The organism is Pseudomonas sp. S3_G06 (genome assembly GCF_054667565.1).
This window is the reverse complement of sequence record NZ_CP162738.1, coordinates 508,553-525,099: the sequence shown is the minus strand read 5'-3', so window position 1 is coordinate 525,099 and position 16,547 is coordinate 508,553. Positions and strand designations below refer to the sequence as shown.

The 16,547-nt window shown below is 58.7% G+C and carries 17 protein-coding genes and 1 pseudogene; 9 read left to right on the top strand and 9 right to left on the bottom strand.

The features are described 5' to 3' along the window. Positions 1–49: 49 nt before the first annotated feature. The gene (locus AB4N47_RS02445) at positions 50–229 is read left to right on the top strand and encodes a PA3496 family putative envelope integrity protein (protein WP_016773409.1); all 180 of its coding nucleotides are present in this window, start codon (positions 50–52) and stop codon (positions 227–229) included. Positions 230–317: 88 nt separating this feature from the next. On the opposite strand, the gene AB4N47_RS02440 is transcribed toward AB4N47_RS02445, so the two are convergent. Further along, the gene (locus tag AB4N47_RS02440) at positions 318–944 is read right to left on the bottom strand and encodes a response regulator transcription factor (protein ID WP_016773408.1); all 627 of its coding nucleotides are present in this window, start codon (positions 942–944) and stop codon (positions 318–320) included. Between the two features lie 432 nt (positions 945–1,376). Here AB4N47_RS02440 and AB4N47_RS02435 point away from each other — a divergent pair. After that, a pseudogene (locus tag AB4N47_RS02435) lies at positions 1,377–2,089 on the top strand (hypothetical protein). 124 nt (positions 2,090–2,213) lie between these two features. On the opposite strand, the gene AB4N47_RS02430 reads toward AB4N47_RS02435, so the two are convergent. Then, positions 2,214–3,431, bottom strand: a complete 1,218-nt coding sequence (locus tag AB4N47_RS02430) for an argininosuccinate synthase (protein WP_011335737.1) — start codon at positions 3,429–3,431, stop codon at positions 2,214–2,216. A 129-nt stretch (positions 3,432–3,560) separates the two neighbouring features. Continuing rightward, positions 3,561–4,475, bottom strand: a complete 915-nt coding sequence (locus AB4N47_RS02425) for a flagellar protein MotY (protein WP_016773406.1) — start codon at positions 4,473–4,475, stop codon at positions 3,561–3,563. A gap of 160 nt (positions 4,476–4,635) precedes the next feature. Here AB4N47_RS02425 and pyrC point away from each other — a divergent pair, with 160 nt between their 5' ends. Both pyrC and rnt read left to right on the top strand, forming a co-directional pair. Further along, complete coding sequence (gene pyrC, locus AB4N47_RS02420) at positions 4,636–5,682, top strand: dihydroorotase (RefSeq protein ID WP_016773405.1); 1,047 nt, start codon at positions 4,636–4,638, stop codon at positions 5,680–5,682. Continuing rightward, positions 5,679–6,356: a ribonuclease T gene (gene rnt, locus AB4N47_RS02415; protein WP_016773404.1), complete on the top strand. Its 678-nt coding sequence runs from the start codon at positions 5,679–5,681 to the stop codon at positions 6,354–6,356. The genes pyrC and rnt overlap by 4 nt, the downstream gene beginning before the upstream one ends. Before the next feature lie 74 nt (positions 6,357–6,430). Here rnt and AB4N47_RS02410 read toward each other — a convergent pair whose 3' ends face one another. Further along, complete coding sequence (locus tag AB4N47_RS02410; RefSeq protein WP_003227723.1) at positions 6,431–7,033, bottom strand: peroxiredoxin; 603 nt, start codon at positions 7,031–7,033, stop codon at positions 6,431–6,433. A gap of 312 nt (positions 7,034–7,345) precedes the next feature. Here AB4N47_RS02410 and AB4N47_RS02405 point away from each other — a divergent pair, with 312 nt between their 5' ends. Further along, positions 7,346–7,564: a bacterioferritin-associated ferredoxin gene (locus AB4N47_RS02405; RefSeq protein ID WP_003227725.1), complete on the top strand. Its 219-nt coding sequence runs from the start codon at positions 7,346–7,348 to the stop codon at positions 7,562–7,564. Between the two features lie 200 nt (positions 7,565–7,764). Beyond that, positions 7,765–8,238: a bacterioferritin gene (gene bfr / locus AB4N47_RS02400; protein WP_016773403.1), complete on the top strand. Its 474-nt coding sequence runs from the start codon at positions 7,765–7,767 to the stop codon at positions 8,236–8,238. Between the two features lie 201 nt (positions 8,239–8,439). Here the strand turns inward: bfr and grxD are convergent, their stop codons facing one another. From grxD to AB4N47_RS02385, 3 genes are all read right to left on the bottom strand, one after another. Then, on the bottom strand, positions 8,440–8,781 hold the full coding sequence (gene grxD / locus AB4N47_RS02395; protein ID WP_016773402.1) for a Grx4 family monothiol glutaredoxin: 342 nt from the start codon (positions 8,779–8,781) through the stop codon (positions 8,440–8,442). Positions 8,782–8,878: 97 nt separating this feature from the next. After that, the gene (locus tag AB4N47_RS02390) at positions 8,879–10,984 is read right to left on the bottom strand and encodes a molybdopterin oxidoreductase family protein (RefSeq protein WP_341638889.1); all 2,106 of its coding nucleotides are present in this window, start codon (positions 10,982–10,984) and stop codon (positions 8,879–8,881) included. A 135-nt stretch (positions 10,985–11,119) separates the two neighbouring features. Continuing rightward, entirely contained in the window at positions 11,120–11,410 is a 291-nt protein-coding gene (locus AB4N47_RS02385) for a hypothetical protein (RefSeq protein WP_110603264.1), read from the bottom strand. A gap of 405 nt (positions 11,411–11,815) precedes the next feature. On the opposite strand from AB4N47_RS02385, the gene argF reads away from it, so the two are divergent. Beyond that, entirely contained in the window at positions 11,816–12,736 is a 921-nt protein-coding gene (gene argF / locus AB4N47_RS02380; protein WP_024014160.1) for an ornithine carbamoyltransferase, read from the top strand. Further along, positions 12,733–13,842, top strand: a complete 1,110-nt coding sequence (locus tag AB4N47_RS02375; RefSeq protein WP_341638888.1) for an ABC transporter ATP-binding protein — start codon at positions 12,733–12,735, stop codon at positions 13,840–13,842. The genes argF and AB4N47_RS02375 overlap by 4 nt, the downstream gene beginning before the upstream one ends. 120 nt (positions 13,843–13,962) lie before the next feature. Here AB4N47_RS02375 and AB4N47_RS02370 read toward each other — a convergent pair whose 3' ends face one another. Together AB4N47_RS02370 and ybaK are read right to left on the bottom strand one after the other, a co-directional pair. Then, complete coding sequence (locus AB4N47_RS02370) at positions 13,963–14,745, bottom strand: PhzF family phenazine biosynthesis protein (RefSeq protein ID WP_341638887.1); 783 nt, start codon at positions 14,743–14,745, stop codon at positions 13,963–13,965. A gap of 99 nt (positions 14,746–14,844) precedes the next feature. Further along, positions 14,845–15,315: a Cys-tRNA(Pro) deacylase gene (gene ybaK / locus AB4N47_RS02365; protein WP_095181783.1), complete on the bottom strand. Its 471-nt coding sequence runs from the start codon at positions 15,313–15,315 to the stop codon at positions 14,845–14,847. 350 nt (positions 15,316–15,665) lie between these two features. Between ybaK and AB4N47_RS02360 the strand changes: the two genes are divergently transcribed. Further along, positions 15,666–16,517 carry an MIP/aquaporin family protein gene (locus AB4N47_RS02360; RefSeq protein ID WP_016773396.1) on the top strand — a complete coding sequence of 284 codons (852 nt, stop codon included), beginning with the start codon at positions 15,666–15,668 and terminating at the stop codon, positions 16,515–16,517. Positions 16,518–16,547: the final 30 nt, after the last annotated feature.

Here is a 16,547-nt window from a genome sequence, read left to right as displayed (position 1 = left end):
ATGTCGATATAAGGAGCGCCAAAGGCAGTCTTAGCCGGGAGTTGACTTCATGAGTACCGACAAAGAGCAACTGGATGTAGAAGAAGATTTTATTGCCGTCGAGGCCGATGAGGTCGAACCGGTGGTCGAGGTGGCGAAGACCAACCTCAGCAAGCGTCGCACAATCGACAACCTGCTTGAGGAGCGCCGACTGCAAAGGCAATTGGCCGATTACGATTTTGATCTGTGATACCTGAAGGCCTCCCGAAGCGGAGGCTTTTCATTTTCTGCGACAACCGAGCTTGATCGGCCCATGACGGTCTCAGCTGTCGAATCGTTCAAACCAGGCCGTTGCGCTGCGCCAACTCGATCAGATCAACCAGAGAACGCGCATTGAGTTTCAGCAACAGGCGAGTCTTGTAAGTGCTTACAGTCTTGTTGCTCAAAAACATGCCGTCTGCGATTTCCTTGTTGGTCTTGCCGCGTGCCAATTGCTGCAACACCATCATTTCCCGCCCGGACAGACGATCAACCATGTCCGCCTCACTCGCATTGCCCAGACTGGTACGCACAGTGTGCAGGGCCTGATTGGGGAAATAGCTGTAGCCGGACAGAACTGCCTTGATCGCACTCAGCAGTTCGGTCAGATCCTGCTGCTTGCACACATAACCCGCTGCCCCCGATTGCATGCAACGCATTGAAAAATGTCCGGGAGCCTGGGAAGTCAGCACCAGCACTTTCACCGGCATGGCGGTGGAAGTCAGGCGAGCAATAACTTCCAGTCCATCGAGTTTGGGTATTCCAATATCCAGAATGACAAGATCCGGTATTTGTTCACGAGCAATTTGTAGTGCATCAACGCCATTATCCGTTTCTGCAATGACTTCGTAGCCATGCCGTTCCATCAGCATACGTACCGCAAGTCGAATGACGGGGTGGTCATCCACGATCAGCACTTTATTCATGGGCAAGTCCAGTTTTCGCTGTTCGAATTTTTAGAACACGCACGATATCCCAGTCACTTGCTTCAAGGGATGGCAACTTTTACACGCATTTGCATCGAGAGACATTCCCTACAGGCATTGAGGATAATTCCCACAAATAGGTCCCGTCGCATCCATCGCAACTGCTTCCCGTCCTTCAAGACCGCAGCGAATTTCCGTTTACTGCGCACACGTCCTACGCAGCTGCGAATTCCAATCGAGCCATCTGAAATTTCCTGGACCACTTTTGCCGGCTGCCGATTCGACATATGACGTAACGAACCGCCGCTACTGCATATTCGACGCACCGGCAGCCCTTCTATAAAACTTGAAACAACAGCCTGAAACTTCAATGAAGGCTTTTGCTATATATAGAAATATTCAACCTCAAACAAACAGCATAGAACTTGAATCATGCTCAAGATAACGAACAAGATCACGAACCCAATGACCGTCATCGCGATATTCGCCATTATCTCGGAAACTTCAGCGGCGGTATCGCTGCCGTTTCTCGACAACAAGGACCGGGAGATTTATGTCTGGTTTCTGATCAGCTTTCCGTTTTACTTGTTATTTCTTTTTTTATCACGCTGAACTTCAACCACCGCTCACTCTACTCGCCCTCGGATTTCGGCAAGGACAAAAATTTCCTGAAGGCGGCTGAACATTCGGAACGCGACAGCGAACGAAAAGTACCGTTGCGAAAAACCGATGGATCGTGCGCTTTCGAGATAACCAGCTGCGTCGTGTCCAGCAACACTGGGAGCGGCGGATTCCAGCGTCCATGCAGGATTCACAACGCGCCTGACCCACCAACCGATATCGATGGCCAAGCGAACCCCGTGGTGCAGACGATCAAACTGTCACCGCTGATAAGCGAACTGAACATCATCGACGCCCGGGACGTTGATGCGTCCAGGGAGTTCGATGCGATTCTCGACACTCTTCGGAGCGCCGGTAAAAAAAATCCGCGAGTGCTGGTTTTTCTGTCGAATCATGTTTCGGACTCTCTGGCGCATACTTCGCTGCAACAGATCAAACAAGCGAAAAAAAGCTCAGGTGCAACACTGTGTGTCGTTTACAACCTGTGCACACAGACAGTTACCCTGCTGGGGCGAACCAGCTGACAGGCGTGGCACATCCCGCAAGCGGGCAGACAAGAGAAACGGCTTGATGAACCCGATGAAAATTCCGAAAAAAAAGGCGGCCCTGAACTGGCCGCCTTTTTTATTGCGCGTGGGTCTGAGCCGCTTAGAACAACTTGCGGCCCTTGTTGGCAGCAATGCGCATGCGCAGCGCGTTGAGCTTGATGAAGCCCGCCGCGTCGGCCTGGTTGTAAGCGCCGCCATCTTCTTCGAAGGTGGCGATGTTGGCGTCGAACAGCGAATCGTCGGACTTGCGACCGGTGACGATGACGTTGCCCTTGTACAGCTTCAGGCGCACTACGCCGTTCACGTTGACCTGCGAAGCATCGATCATCTGTTGCAGCATCAGACGCTCAGGGCTCCACCAGTAACCGGTGTAGATCAGGCTGGCGTACTTGGGCATCAGCTCGTCTTTGAGGTGAGCGACTTCGCGGTCCAGAGTGATCGATTCGATGGCGCGGTGAGCGCGCAGCATGATGGTGCCGCCCGGGGTTTCGTAGCAGCCGCGGGACTTCATGCCGACATAACGGTTTTCGACGATGTCGAGACGACCGATGCCGTGCTCGCCGCCGATCCTGTTCAGCGTCGCCAGTACGGTGGCCGGGGTCATTTCGACGCCGTCCAGTGCGACGATGTCGCCGTTGCGGTAGGTCAGTTCCAGGTATTGCGGGGTGTCGGGAGCCTTCTCCGGGGAGACGGTCCAGCGCCACATGTCTTCTTCGTGCTCGGTCCAGGTATCTTCCAGCACGCCGCCTTCATAAGAGATGTGCAGCAGGTTGGCGTCCATCGAGTACGGAGATTTTTTCTTGCCGTGGCGTTCGATCGGGATCGCGTGCTTCTCGGCGTAGTCCATCAGCTTCTCGCGGGACAGCAGGTCCCACTCGCGCCAAGGGGCAATAACTTTTACGCCTGGCTTGAGCGCGTAGGCGCCCAGTTCGAAACGCACCTGGTCGTTGCCCTTGCCGGTGGCGCCATGGGAAATGGCGTCGGCGCCGGTTTCGTTGGCGATTTCGATCAGGCGCTTGGCGATCAGCGGACGGGCGATGGAAGTACCCAGCAGGTACTCGCCTTCGTAAACGGTGTTGGCGCGGAACATCGGGAACACGAAATCACGCACGAATTCTTCGCGCAGGTCGTCGATGTAGATTTCTTTGACGCCCATGGCCTGAGCCTTGGCGCGGGCCGGCTCGACCTCTTCGCCTTGACCAAGATCAGCGGTGAAGGTCACCACTTCACAGTTATAAGTATCCTGCAGCCACTTGAGGATCACCGAAGTGTCCAGGCCGCCGGAATACGCCAGAACGACCTTGTTTACGTCCGCCATGCCATCACTCCACGGGGTTCTACGGAAAGCCGGGGAGTCTACCGCTCAAACGCGATAATTTACAGAGGCGCGACAGCTTAAGACGACAAAGCGACAGAATCTGTCGAGAGCGCGACGATGACCGGCGAGTCAGGAAGTCGTTGCGGCCGTGGCCGGCGTACTCGCTTGCGGCGCCGGAGCCGGGGCGGTAGTCGGTGCGACGCGCGACAGTTTCACGTTGACCCGACGGTTCTTCGCACGATTGGCCTTGCTGGTGTTGGGCACGATCGGATACTGCTCGCCGTGGAAACGCACGGTGATCTGCGATTCCTGAATGCCGTTGGCCTTGAAGAAATCCACCACCGCCAGCGCGCGGCGGCGCGACAATTCGCGGTTGGTCAGACGATTGCCGCTGTTGTCGGAATGGCCGTCGAGGTCAATGTGGTTCACCGTCGGGTCGGCCTTCATGTATTCGAGCATCACTTGCAGCTTGGCCTTGGCAGCCGGGTCCAGCTCAACGCCTTCGCCGGGGAAGCCGATCTGCGACTGCTTGATCTGGTCGAAATTCTGCGGCAGCAATTTCGCCACACAGCCTTGATAGTCGTTGAACGCCTTGCTGAATTTCACCGGCAACAAACGCACTTCGGAGACGCGGCCATCGCCAGACGCACGGCGTACCACCGGGCTGCGACCGTCCAGCAGACCGCTGATCAATCCCCCGGCCTGAGATTGCGAGCTGTTGAACAACACATTGCCGCTGCCCAGACGCACAGAGCCCAGATTGATGTCGCCACGCCCTGGCTGCCAAGGTGCTGCGGCAGCGAGCAAGGTCGCCGAACCGCCGCCGAGCATGGCGTTGTAGGCGTTCAGGCGAAAGATCGCCTGCTCACCGGCCTTGCGCACGAACTCGCCCGAGCCGAAATCGGTGATCGGCTGGGTCAGGCGGCATTCGAACTGGTCGCCGGCGACCGTCCACTCAATGTTCTCCAGACGGGTCTGGTAAGTCAGCGCCATCGCGGGAAGGCTGGCAAACACACTGAGCAGGGCTAAATAACGCTGGCGCACGGGAGGCTCCATTGGCTTGTGAAACACAAACACCGATTCACACAATGTTTACGGCATACCTTCGGGATATCGGACGCGTGTGGCAAAACTTGATAGCGGGTGCCTGCAAGAGTCTTTTCCGGTAGCATTCGCCTCAGTTTGACCCGCCTGGAATCCCCTCATGTCCGACCGCCTGACCCTGCTGCGTCCCGACGACTGGCACATTCATCTTCGCGATGGTGCCGTGTTGACCAATACCGTTGCCGATGTGGCCCGCACCTTCGGGCGCGCGATCATCATGCCGAACCTGGTACCGCCGGTGCGCAACGCCGCTGAAGCCGACGGCTATCGTCAGCGCATTCTCGCTGCCCGCCCGGCCGGCAGTCAGTTCGAGCCGTTGATGGTGCTGTACCTCACCGACCGCACCCAACCGGAAGAAATTCGTCAGGCCAAGGCCAGCGGTTTCGTCTACGCCGCCAAGCTGTACCCGGCCGGCGCGACCACCAACTCCGATTCCGGCGTGACCAGCATCGACAAGATCTTCCCGGCGCTGGAAGCCATGGCCGAAGTCGGCATGCCGCTGTTGATCCACGGTGAAGTCACCCGTGGCGACGTCGATGTATTCGACCGCGAAAAGATTTTCATCGACGAGCACATGCGCCGCGTAGTCGAGCGTTTCCCGACGCTGAAAGTGGTGTTCGAACACATCACCACCGGCGACGCCGTGCAGTTCGTCAACGAGGCTTCGGCCAACGTTGGCGCGACCATCACCGCGCATCACCTGCTGTACAACCGCAACCACATGCTGGTCGGCGGGATTCGACCGCACTTCTACTGCTTGCCGATTCTCAAGCGCAATACCCATCAGGAAGCCTTGCTCGACGCCGCCACCAGCGGCAGCGCCAAGTTCTTCCTCGGCACCGACTCGGCGCCCCACGCCCAGCACGCCAAGGAAGCCGCCTGCGGTTGTGCCGGTTGCTACACCGCTTACGCCGCCATCGAGATGTATGCCGAAGCGTTCGAACAGCGTAACGCGCTGGACAAGCTCGAAGCCTTCGCCAGCCTCAACGGCCCGCGTTTCTACGGCCTGCCGGCAAATACCGATCGCATCACCCTGGTCCGTGAAGAATGGACCGCCCCGACCAGTCTGCCATTTGGCGAGCTGACCGTTATCCCGCTGCGCGCCGGTGAAAAACTGCGCTGGCGCCTGCTGGAGGAACACGCGTGAGTGAAGACAATTTCGACGATGAACTGGACGGTCAAGGTGGCGGCGGCGGTTCCCGTCATCCGATGGCAGCGCGTTTTCGCGGCTACCTGCCGGTTGTCGTCGACGTAGAAACCGGTGGCTTCAACGCAGCCACCGATGCCTTGCTGGAGATTGCCGCGACCACCATCGCCATGGATGAAAAGGGTTTCGTCTACCCGGATCACACCTACTTCTTCCGCGTCGAGCCATTCGAAGGCGCCAACGTTGAAGCGGCAGCGCTGGAGTTCACCGGGATCAAGCTCGATCATCCGCTGCGCATGGCCGTCAGCGAAGAAACCGCGCTGACCGACATCTTCCGTGGCATCCGCAAGGCGCTGAAAGCCAACGGCTGCAAGCGGGCAATTCTGGTCGGGCACAACAGCAGTTTCGACCTGGGCTTCCTCAACGCAGCAGTTGCGCGCCTGGACATGAAGCGCAACCCGTTCCACCCGTTCTCCAGTTTCGACACCGCGACCCTGGCGGGTCTGGCGTACGGTCAGACAGTGCTGGCGAAAGCCTGTCAGGCCGCCGGCATCGATTTCGACGGCCGTGAAGCGCACTCGGCGCGTTACGACACCGAAAAGACCGCTGAGCTGTTCTGCGGCATCGTCAATCGCTGGAAGCAGATGGGCGGCTGGGAAGACTTCGACGACTGATCCTCGACGAACAAATCCCGCGCATGAAAAAACCGGCCACATGGGCCGGTTTTTTTGTACCTCGACGTTGCGCCTTACAGGGCCGCAGCGTTCTCGGTCAGGTAAGCCGCAACGCCTTCCGGCGAAGCGTTCATGCCTTTGTCGCCTTTCTTCCAGTTGGCCGGGCAGACTTCGCCGTGCTCTTCGTGGAATTGCAGCGCGTCGACCAGACGGATCAGCTCTTCCATGTTACGGCCCAGCGGCAGGTCGTTGATGATCTGCGAGCGAACCACGCCTTTGTCGTCGATCAGGAACGCGCCACGGAAAGCCACGCCGCCTTCGGATTCAACGTCGTATGCCTTGGCGATGTCGTGCTTCATGTCGGCAGCCATGGTGTATTTCACCTGGCCGATGCCGCCATTGTTCACTGGAGTGTTGCGCCAAGCGTTGTGGGTGAAGTGCGAGTCGATCGACACAGCGATCACTTCAACGTTGCGCGCCTTGAAGTCAGCCATGCGGTTGTCCAGAGCGATCAGCTCGGACGGGCAGACGAAGGTGAAGTCCAGCGGGTAGAAGAACACCAGGCCGTATTTGCCTTTGATGGCCGAGGACAGGGTGAAGCTGTCAACGATCTCGCCATTGCCGAGTACGGCCGGGACGGTGAAGTCTGGGGCTTGTTTGCCTACGAGTACGCTCATTGATATCTCCTGGTGTAAAAACTTGAAGTTCAGGGTCCGGGCCAGCCTGTCACCCTCAGGCGACAGCCCTGTGACACGAACCCTCTTCGCAAGGGACGACCATCATACACTGCGTGTTTGGCCTGTCCGTAACGGATTTTCCCTGTTCGGTTGTCCACTGCGTATTCATGGGGTCAGACGAGCATTTGGAAAATACCGTTCGTCAGTCGCTGGGAAATTGGCTGCGAAGCGTTCCGAAAGCACTTTGACAATCATTCTCGTTAACATTAAGATCCATCGCAATTGAGTCACAACCAGCGACGGTTCTTACTTATGTATGTTTGCCTCTGCACTGGCGTCACCGACGGACAGATCCGCGAAGCGATCTATGAAGGTTGCTGCAGCTACAAAGAAGTTCGCCAGGCCACCGGCGTCGCCAGCCAGTGTGGCAAATGTGCCTGCCTTGCCAAGGAAGTGGTGCGCGAAACCCTGACCAAGCTGCAAACCGCCCAGGCCGCGATCCCTTACCCGGTAGAATTTACTGCTGCGTAAATGCCCCATTTCAAAGAACCGGACTAGATGTCCGGTTTTTTTATGCCTGAAAATCAATTGCTTAGCGTCCAGACGCGGAACACAAACATTCTTATTCCGATTAATTTTCATTTATTATTCAATAACTTAGGTTTGACACTTATAACTGCCAAGCTCAAACTCCGCCTTATATACGGTTAATACAGGGCAGGACTCCGATCATGAAAGGCGACATCACAGTCATCCAGCATCTCAACAAGATCCTTGCCAATGAGCTGGTCGCGATCAATCAGTACTTCCTGCATGCACGCATGTATGAAGATTGGGGTCTGAACAAGCTCGGCAAGCACGAATACCACGAATCCATCGACGAGATGAAACACGCGGACAAGCTGATCAAGCGCATTCTGTTCCTTGAAGGCCTGCCGAACGTTCAGGACCTGGGCAAGCTGCACATCGGCGAGCACACCCGCGAAATGCTCGAATGCGACCTGCGCATCGAGAAGACCGGCCATGCCGACCTGAAAGCCGCCATCGCCCATTGCGAAACCGTTGGCGACTTCGGCAGCCGTGAACTGCTCGAAGACATTCTCGAGTCGGAAGAAGAACACATCGACTGGCTGGAAACCCAGCTCGGCCTGATCGACAAGATCGGCCTGGAAAACTATCTGCAGTCGCAGATGGGCGAAGAGTAGGAGCTGTCGAGTGAAACGAGGCTGCGATCTTTATCGATTTCAGCCTTGATACTCAGTCAACTCGTATAACCAACAAAAAGCCCCGCCCTCTTTCGAGGTGCGGGGCTTTTTGTTGGCCGAAGATCAAAAGATCGCAGCCTCGTTTCACTCGACAGCCCCTACAGGAGACGCGTCGTCGAGCGAAACTATATGAAAGTAGAATCAGGCTTCGGACTTGTTCGCCGCTGCCGCTTCCACAGCCGCCTTGATGGTGCTTTGCAGCGAACCGTCTGCAGCCATCTCGGTCATGATGTCGCTGCCGCCGACCAGCTCACCGCCGACCCACAGTTGCGGGAAAGTCGGCCAGTTGGCGTATTTCGGCAGGTTGGCGCGGATTTCCGGGTTCTGCAGGATGTCCACGTACGCGAACTTTTCACCACAGGCCATCACGGCTTGCGCAGCTTTTGCGGAGAAGCCGCACTGCGGGGCATTCGGCGAGCCTTTCATGTAAAGCAGAATGGTGTTGTTGGCAATCTGCTCTTTAATCGTTTCGATGATATCCATGGAGCACCTCGGCTGAACTTTCCGACTCAGAGGTCGGCACGGTGGCGCATTGTAACGGAATCCCGAGCGCCATGCTCGGTCTCCCCGACAGACCCGCTCAAGCCGCCGCCACGGTCACCGGCACACCGTTCAACGCCGCGTTGCCCGACAGTTCGTCGAGCTGGCACTCGTCGGTCAGGTCGTTGGCGCTCGACCCCGGCTGGCCACTGGCGATTGCCATCTGCACACCCGGGCGCGCATGGCCCCAACCGTGGGGCAGGCTGACCACGCCTTTCATCATGTCGAGACTGGCGAGCACTTCCACCTCGATCTGCCCGACCCGCGAACTCACCCGAACCCGCTGCCCATCGGCCAGACCACGGCTGGCCAGGTCATCCGGGTGCATCAGCAACTGATGCCGTGGCTTGCCCTTCACCAGCCGATGAAAATTGTGCATCCACGAATTATTGCTGCGTACATGGCGGCGACCGATCATCAACAATTCATCGGCTGCCGGCGCCTGCAACGCGGCAAAGCGTGCGAGGTCGGCGAGAATTTCCGGCGGTGCGGCCTGGATACGCTGACTCGGCGTTTTCAGACGTGACGCCAGATTCGGCTTCAGCGCCCCCAGATCAATGCCGTGCGGATGATCGAACAGCATCGCCAGCGACAGCTTGTGTTCGGATGCATCGCCATAGCGGCCCATGCGCAGGCCCATGTCGATCATGTTCGCCGGCGGCATGGTCGGTTTCAGCTCCTTGGCGGTTTTTTCAGCGAAGGCCTTGGCCAGCCCGACGAAGATCTCCCAGTCGTGCAGTGCACCCTCGGGCTTGGCGAGGATGGCGCGATTGAAGCGGGTGACGTTACGCACCGCGAACAGATTGAACGTGGTGTCGTAGTGATCGTTTTCCAGCGCCGAGGTCGACGGCAGGATCAGATCGGCATAGCGCGTGGTTTCGTTGATGTATAGGTCGATGCTGAGCATGAAGTCGAGGCCGTCCAGCGCCTGCTCCAGTTGCCGGCCGTTGGGTGTCGACAACACCGGGTTGCCGGCGACGGTGATCAGCGCGCGGATCTGCCCCTCGCCGTCGGTGAGCATTTCTTCGGCCAGCGCCGAGACCGGCAACTCGCCGCCGTATTCAGGACGCCCGGAAACCCGGCTCTGCCATTTGTTGAAATGCCCGCCCGAGGTCGACGCCACCAGATCCACAGCGGGTTCGGTGCACAGTGCACCGCCAACGCGGTCGAGATTGCCGGTGACCAGATTGATCAACTGCACCACCCAGTGACAGAGGGTGCCGAACGCCTGCGTCGAGACGCCCATGCGCCCGTAGCAGACCGCACTCGGTGCGGCAGCGAAGTCGCGCGCCAGTTGGCGAATCTGCTCGGCCGGCACTGCGCAGAGCGGGCTCATCGCTTCGGCGCTAAACGCAGCCACGGCGTTGCGCACCTCGTCGAGGCCATCGACCGGCAAATGACTGTCGCGGGTCAGGCCTTCGCTGAACAGCGTATTGAGCATGCCGAACAACAACGCCGCATCGCCGCCCGGGCGGACGAACACGTGCTGATCAGCCATCGCTGCGGTTTCGCTGCGGCGCGGATCGACCACCACCACTTTGCCGCCGCGCGCCTGAATCGCCTTCAGGCGCTTCTCGACGTCCGGCACGGTCATGATGCTGCCGTTGGACGCCAGCGGATTGCCGCCGAGGATCAGCATGAAGTCGGTGTGATCGATATCGGGAATCGGTAACAGCAAACCGTGGCCGTACATCAGGTAACTGCTGAGGTGGTGCGGCAGTTGATCGACCGACGTTGCCGAGTAGCGATTGCGGGTTTTCAGCAACCCCAAGAAGTAATTGCTGTGGGTCATCAGGCCGTAGTTGTGCACGCTCGGATTGCCCTGATACACCGCAACGGCGTTCTGCCCGTGACGTTCCTGAATCGCCGCGAGTTTCTCGGACACCAGCGCAAACGCCTCGTCCCATTCGATCGGCAGCCATTCGCTGCCGACGCGGCGCATTGGCTGGCGCAGGCGATCGGGATCGTTCTGGATATCCTGCAGGGCCACGGCTTTCGGGCAGATATGGCCGCGGCTGAAGGTGTCGAGGGCATCACCCTTGATCGAGGTGATCGCGACGTTGCCATCGGTTTCCGTGGTTTCGATGGTCAGGCCGCAAATGGCTTCGCACAGGTGGCATGCACGGTGGTGAAGAGTCTTGGTCATGGCCAGTCTCTGTCTTGTTCGGGAGCAGGCAATCACGCCCGCGGGAACAAAACTATGGCCCGTGTGCAGAGGCGGCGCCAGCGACGTTCGTCTTGTGAATCGACGGTTATCAGGACAGCCGATAAATCGCCGCGATCAGTTCGGCGGCAACTGCGGCGGTGCCGCCAGCTGGATTTCCTGGATGGTTTCTATCTGCTCATGGGCGATGTGGACGCCGGTGAGCTCGCCGATCAAACGCCAGTGCTCATCAAGCCCGGCGCTGATGGTGGCCATGCGATCGATCATGTGTCGACCGGCGGATTTGACCACTTCGTCGTCACTGCGCAGCAACTCGAAAGACATCGAGGTGACTGACGCGGTGAGGTGGGTCAGAGAGCGAGCCGTGTGGCCCAGCAGCTCCATTAACAGTTGTTCTTTCGATTCCATGCGGAGGCTTCCTGCGTCGCTCGAAACTTATTTATAACCCAGCACTTTGCTTTAGCAAATGTTTCAGTCTGAACATCCGACCAAGCGAATCCGTGGCACAGCACTCGCAAACCGACCAGGACAGCTGCGATGCCGTCGCGGCGCATTGCCAAGGGCTGCGGGGCCAGTGTACAAAGAGGCTCACCGCTGTACTGAATCCGGCTTCAACATGCGTGATCGAAATGCTCGGTCCGCGCTCCGAACCCCGCTGAAAAAGTAGCCTATTGGAAAAACGCGACATTTAGTGTCAATATCGCGCCTTCCCCTATTTCGTCGCCCCGTGCGGCTTACGCCGCAGGTCTCGCCCGTTGTTCCGTTAAACAAGGCTTTGAGCATCTGCGGTCTGTAGCAAAAAGGTAGTCAATGATGAGCGCAAGGCACTTTCTCTCCCTGATGGATTGCACGCCCGAAGAGCTGGTCAGCGTGATCCGTCGAGGCGTTGAGCTCAAGGACCTGCGTAACCGCGGCGTACTGTTCGAGCCTCTGAAAAACCGCGTCCTGGGGATGATCTTCGAAAAATCCTCGACCCGTACCCGGATCTCCTTTGAGGCCGGCATGATCCAGCTCGGCGGCCAGGCAATCTTCCTGTCCCCGCGCGACACTCAACTGGGCCGTGGCGAGCCGATCAGCGACTGCGCCATCGTCATGTCGAGCATGCTCGATGCGGTGATGATCCGCACCTTCGCCCACAGCACCCTCACCGAATTCGCCGCCAACTCGCGGGTGCCGGTGATCAACGGCCTGTCCGATGATCTGCACCCTTGCCAGCTGCTCGCCGACATGCAGACCTTTCTTGAGCACCGTGGCTCGATCCAGGGCAAGACCGTGGCCTGGATCGGTGACGGCAACAACATGTGCAACAGCTATATAGAAGCGGCGATCCAGTTCGACTTCCAATTGCGCGTTGCCTGCCCGGAAGGCTACGAGCCGAACCCGGAATTCGTCGCCCAGGCTGGTGATCGCGTGACCATCGTCCGCGATCCGCAAGACGCCGTGCGTGGTGCGCATCTGGTCAGCACCGACGTCTGGACTTCGATGGGCCAGGAAGAGGAAACTGCCAAGCGCCTCAAGCTGTTCGCGCCGTTTCAGGTCAACCGTGCCCTGCTCGACCTCGCTGCCGAGGACGTGCTGTTCATGCACTGCCTGCCGGCGCACCGTGGCGAAGAAATCAGTCTCGACCTGCTCGATGACCCGCGCTCCGTCGCCTGGGATCAGGCAGAAAACCGTCTCCACGCACAGAAGGCCCTGCTCGAGTTCCTCGTCGAACCGGCATATCACCACGCATGAGCCATGAATTACTGCTGAACCTGCGCAACCTCGCTTGCGGCTACCAAGATCAACGCGTGGTGCAGAACCTCAATCTGCACCTCAACGCTGGCGACATCGGCTGCCTGCTCGGCTCGTCCGGCTGCGGCAAGACCACCACCCTGCGCGCCATCGCCGGTTTCGAACCGGTGCACGAAGGCGAAATCACCCTCGGTGGCGAAACCCTCTCCAGCGCCGGTTTCACCCTGGCGCCGGAGAAACGCCGGATCGGCATGGTGTTTCAGGACTACGCACTGTTCCCGCACCTGAACGTGGCTGACAACATCGCTTTCGGCATTCGCAAGCACCCGAACAAGGCGCGCGTGGTCGAAGAGCTGCTGGAACTGGTCAACCTGAAAAACCTCGGCAAGCGCTTTCCGCACGAGCTGTCCGGCGGCCAACAACAGCGGGTCGCCCTCGCCCGCGCCCTGGCGCCGGAACCGCAGCTGTTGCTGCTCGACGAGCCGTTTTCCAACCTCGATGGCGAGTTGCGCCGCAAGCTCAGCCATGAGGTGCGCGACATTCTCAAGGCCCGTGGCACCAGTGCGATTCTGGTCACCCACGATCAGGAAGAAGCCTTTGCCGTCAGCGATCACGTTGGTGTGTTCAAGGAAGGTCGGCTGGAACAGTGGGACACGCCCTACAACCTCTATCACGAACCGGCGACGCCATATGTCGCCAGTTTCATCGGTCAGGGCTATTTCATTCGCGGCCAGCTCGTCACCCCGGAATCGGTGCAGACCGAGCTGGGTGAGCTGCGCGGCAATCGCGCCTACACCTGGCCGATCGGCGGTGCGGTGGATGTGCTGTTGCGTCCGGATGACATTGTTTATGCACCGGACAGCGCATTGCAGGCGCAGATTGTCGGCAAGACATTCCTCGGCGCGGCGACCTTGTATCGCCTGCAACTGCCGACCGGTGCACAACTGGAATCGATCTTCCCCAGCCATGCCGATCATCTGGTTGGCGCGCAGGTCGGGATTCGCGTAGCGGCGGATCACCTGGTGCTGTTCCAGGCTTCGGGGAGCACTGCGGCACAGATTCCGGCGGTGGAAAACGGCGTCCGTCGATTCAGCACCAGCCTTTGATCCGCACTGGATAAAAATTGTGGGAGCGAGCCTGCTCGCGAATGCGGTGTTTCAGTCGCCGAAGATGTTGACTGAAAGAGCGCTTTCGCGAGCAGGCTCGCTCCCACAGTTGGTATTGCCTCAGCCTAAAAACAGGGTACCGCTGGCCACCAGCGTCGCATTGCCACCAATCTTCACCCGTTCCCCCTCCAACCGACAGAACAACTCCCCGCCCCGCGCCGAGCGCTGGCACGCGGTCAGGTTAGATTTGCCCAGACGTTTGGCCCAGTAAGGAATCAGGCTGCAATGGGTCGAGCCGGTCACCGGGTCTTCATTGATACCGATGGCCGGGGCGAAATAGCGCGAGACGAAGTCATGCTGGTTGCCACGCGCAGTGACAATCGCCCCCAGCCATGGCAGTTTCGCCAGCGCCGCCATGTCCGGTTTACAGTCGAGCACCGCCTGTTCCGAATCCAGCACGACGAAAAGTTCGTTGGAGCCGAGAACGTCGACAGCCTCAACGCCGAGCGCCCGCTCGACATCCAGCGTCACGCCGATTTCCGACGGCACGATGGTCGGGAAATCCAGCCACAAGCGGTCGCCTTCACGGCTGACACTCAAAGGACCTGACTTGCAGGTGAAGTCGATGCGCTCGGCGCTTTCCTTATAGATTTCGAACAGTACAAACGCGCTGGCCAACGTCGCATGCCCGCACAGCGGCACTTCGGTGCTCGGGGTGAACCAGCGGATATGCCAGGCCTGACCTTCGCGCACCAGAAACGCAGTCTCCGCCAGGTTGTGTTCGGCGGCGATCTTCTGCATCAAGTCATCGGCCAGCCAGCTGTCGAGCCGATAGACCATCGCCGGGTTGCCACTGAACGGCCGATCACTGAACGCGTCGACCTGATGAAACGCAAGCTGCATGATTTTCTCCCTGAATTGGTCGACCGAGCATGCAACGGCGGCCCGGATCAGTGCCAGTGACAGAAGCGCAATTTTTTCTTCATACAGCCGGCGCGACTATTACGCGCGGCCGATATCGGCGAACTGCGCCTGGGTGTGCTCAGCCAATACTGCTGGCGCCAGTTCCACTTCAAGTCCTCGCCGCCCGGCACTCACATAGATAGTTGCGAACCCCTGAGCGGAATTGTCGATGAAGGTGCGCAGGCGCTTCTTCTGCCCGAGCGGGCTGATGCCGCCCAACAGGTAGCCGGTGGAGCGTTGCGCGGCAGCGGGATCAGCCATTTCAGCTTTCTTCACTCCAGCGGCATGGGCCAGCCCCTTGAGATCGAGCGTTCCGACGACCGGCACCACAGCCACCAGCAGTTCGCCTTTTTCACTGGCGGCCAGCAAGGTTTTGAACACTTGCGCCGGTGCGAGCCCGAGCTTCTCTGCTGCCTCCAGCCCGTAGGACGCGGCCTTCGGATCATGTTCGTAACTGTGCACGCGATGTTCGGCACGAACTTTTTTCAACAAGTCCAACGCTGGGGTCATGGCAGCTCCGGGTTCGGCAGTCTTAGAAAAACCTGCGGCGGATTCTAGGTCATCGTTGGGCAAAAGGCTCTATTCCAGGCCGCGAATCCCGTGGCTTCGCGCTGCATTCAAGCTGATCGCCGCGCTGATCATTCATACGGCGAATAGTTTTATTGTGACCGACGGTTCACTTTCGACCTTTGACAGGTTTGTTTCTTGTCTATATTTTTTCGAATCTGAATAATGTAAGAATCATGTTCCGCGCAGTACCCAGCAGTAACCCGGGAACCGAATGGGGATTCCGACCCGGTGAAGATCGCGCCCTGCTCCGTTGGCAAGGCGCTACACAAGAAAAAGAACCGAGGTTTTCAATGACAGCTGCTTTACCGCAACCATCGCTTTCCGGCCAATGCATGGCCGAATTTCTGGGCACCGCCCTTCTGATCTTCTTCGGCACCGGTTGTGTCGCCGCGCTCAAAGTCGCGGGCGCCAGCTTCGGCCTGTGGGAAATCAGCATCATCTGGGGCGTCGGCGTGAGCATGGCGATCTACCTCACCGCCGGGGTTTCCGGCGCGCACCTGAACCCGGCCGTGAGCATCGCTCTGGCAATCTTCGCTGACTTCGAAAAGCGCAAACTGCCGTTCTACATCCTTTCGCAAATTGCCGGCGCCTTCTGCGGCGCGTTGCTGGTCTACACGCTCTACAGCAACCTCTTCTTCGATTACGAACAAACCCACCAGATGGTTCGTGGCTCGGCTGCCAGCCTGGAATTGGCCTCGGTGTTCTCTACCTACCCGAACCCGGTGCTGTCGACGGCCCAGGCGTTTCTGGTCGAGATGATCATCACCGCGATCCTGATGGGCGTGATCATGGCCCTGACCGATGACAACAACGGCCTGCCGCGCGGCCCGATGGCGCCGCTGCTGATCGGTTTGCTGATCGCCGTGATCGGCAGTGCGATGGGCCCGCTGACCGGTTTCGCCATGAACCCCGCGCGTGACTTCGGTCCGAAACTGATGACTTTCTTTACTGGTTGGGGTGAAATTTCCTTCACCGGTGGTCGTGATATTCCGTACTTCCTGATTCCGATTTTTGCACCGATTGTCGGTGCCTGCCTCGGCGCTGCCGGGTATCGCGGGCTGATTGCCCGTCACCTGACCGGCGCCACACCTGCTACAAAGGATGCAGAACCGGCCATTGACGGCAAACCAAGAACTTCTTGAAACAGTCGGCGCCGGCTCCTGCCCATCCGA